Annotated in this window: 1 protein-coding gene; it reads left to right on the top strand. The window is 76.9% G+C overall.

Annotated features, from left to right (window positions below):
• A partial coding sequence (locus RM446_RS24550) for a condensation domain-containing protein (protein WP_311547822.1) occupies positions 1-2,338 on the top strand: 2,338 nt, incomplete at both ends.

Here is a 2,338-nt window from a genome sequence, read left to right as displayed (position 1 = left end):
TCGCGGGCGCGGGTCTGGCGCGCGGCTACCACGGCCGTGCCGGGCTGACCGCCGAGCGGTTCGTGGCCGACCCGTTCGGCCCGGTGGGCACCCGCATGTACCGCACCGGGGATGTGGTGCGTTGGAGCCGCGCCGGGGAGCTGGAGTATCTGGGCCGCTCCGACTTCCAGGTGAAGGTCCGCGGGTTCCGCATCGAACTCGGCGAGATCGAGGCCGTCCTCGCCGACCAGGACGGCGTCGCCCAGGCCGTTGCCATCGCCCGCGAGGACGAGCCAAGGCAACCGCGCCTCGTCGGATACGTCCGCCCGGACGCCGGCGCCGTGCCCGATCCGGCGGCGCTGCGCGCCGCCCTCGCAGAGCGCCTGCCCGATTACATGGTCCCCTCCGCCGTCGTGGTGCTGGAGGAGTTCCCGCTGACCGCCAACGGCAAGACCGACCGGGCCGCCCTGCCCGCGCCCACCCTCGCCGCGGCGGACGAGCCCGAGGCCCCCGCCGGCCCGTTCGAGGCCCGGCTGCGCGCCATCCTGGCTGACGTGCTGGACACCGGTGCCGTCGGCGGCGCCGACGACTTCTTCGCACTCGGCGGCCACTCGCTGCTCGCCACCCGCGCCGCCAACCGCATCCGCGCCGAGCTGGGCGTCGAAGCGCGCGTTCGCGACCTGTTCGACGCGCCCACCCCCGCCGGGCTCGCCGCCCTGCTCGCGGCCCGTCCCGCTGCGCGGCCGCCGCTCACCCGCCGCGCCGACCCCGGCGCACCCGCCCCGCTTTCCTACGCCCAGGAGCGCCTGTGGTTCCTGGACCGGCTGCTCGGCCCCGGCGCCGCCTACAACGTCCCGCTCGCTTTCCGGCTGCGCGGCGCCGTGGACGCCGGCGCACTGGCCGCCGCCCTGCGGGACGTCGTCCTGCGCCACGCGATCCTGCGCACCGTCTACACCCCCGGCAGCGGCGGCGCGGCCGCGTACCAGCACGTCCTCGCGCCCGACGAGGTCGGCGAGGTGCTGGAGGTCCGCGATGTGGCCGAGCCCGAGCTGGACGGGCACGTGCACGAGGTGCTGCACCGACCCTTCGACCTGGCCGGCGACACCGCGGTGCGCGCCGCGCTGCTGCGCACCGCACCCGGCGAGGCCGTCCTCGCGTTCGCGTTCCCGCACATCGCCACCGACGAGTGGTCCGAGGCACCGTTCGTCCGCGACCTCGACGCCGCCTACGCCGCCCGCCGCGCCGGCCGCGCACCGCAGTGGGAGCCGCTCGCCGTCGACTACGGCGACTTCGCGGCCTGGCAGCGCGCGTGGCTGGGCGAGGCAGGCGACCCGGCGAGCCCTATGGGTCGCCAGCTCGCCTTCTGGCGCGGCGCCCTCGCGGGCGCGCCCGCCGAGCTCGACCTGCCCGCCGACCGGCCGCGCCCCGCCGCCGCGGACGGCGCGGGCGCGGCGGTCGGCTTCACCCTCGGCGCCGCCGAGCACCGCGCGCTGCTGGAGCTGGCCGAGCGGCACGGCGCCACCGCGTTCATGGTCCTGCAGTCGGCGGTGGCCGTGCTGCTGCACCGTATGGGCGCGGGCGAGGACATCCCCATCGGCACGCCCGCCGCCAACCGCGACGACGCCGCGGTACACGACACCGTCGGCATGTTCCTGAACATGCTGACCCTGCGCACCGACCTCTCCGGCGGTCCCGACACCGCCGAGCTGCTGGCGCGGGTGCGCGCGGCCGACGTCGCCGCCTTCGCCAACGCCGACGCGCCCTTCGACCGCGTCGTGCAGGAGTGCGACACCCGCGGCCCGCTGGCGCGCCATCCGCTCTTCCAGGTCATGCTCACATACCAGCGCGACCCCGACCGGCCCGCGCTGCTGGGCACCGAATGCGGCGTCCACCCGGTGGACATGCGCGCAGCGAAGGTCGACCTGGAGTTCACCTTCGCCGAGCGCCCCGGAACCCGGGGGCTGGCGGGCACACTGCGCTACGCCACGGCGCGCTTCGACGCCGAGACCGCCGCGCGGATGGTGGAGCGGCTGCGGCTGGTGCTGGGGGCCATGGCCGCCGACCCCGGCCGCCGGGTCGGCACCATCGACGTGCGCACCGAGGCGGAGCGGCGCCTGCTCGCCGCGGCCAACGCCACCGAACGGCCCGCCGGATCGCTGCTGCCCGAGCGCCTGGCCCGCGCAGCCGCCGCGAACCCCCAGGGCACCGCTGTCGTCGCGGCCGGTGCCTCGTTGTCGTTCGGGGAGTTGGCGGCGCGTGCGGATGCGTTGGCGGTGCGGTTGCGTGCGGCGGGTGCGGGGCCGGAGCGTGTGGTGGCGGTGGCGTTGCCGCGGTCGGTGGATCTGGTGGTGGCGCTGTT

It is taken from the genome of Streptomonospora wellingtoniae, from assembly GCF_031845375.1.
Classification (GTDB): Bacteria; Actinomycetota; Actinomycetes; order Streptosporangiales; family Streptosporangiaceae; genus Streptomonospora; species Streptomonospora wellingtoniae.
This window is presented reverse-complemented; position numbering and strand designations above follow the sequence as displayed.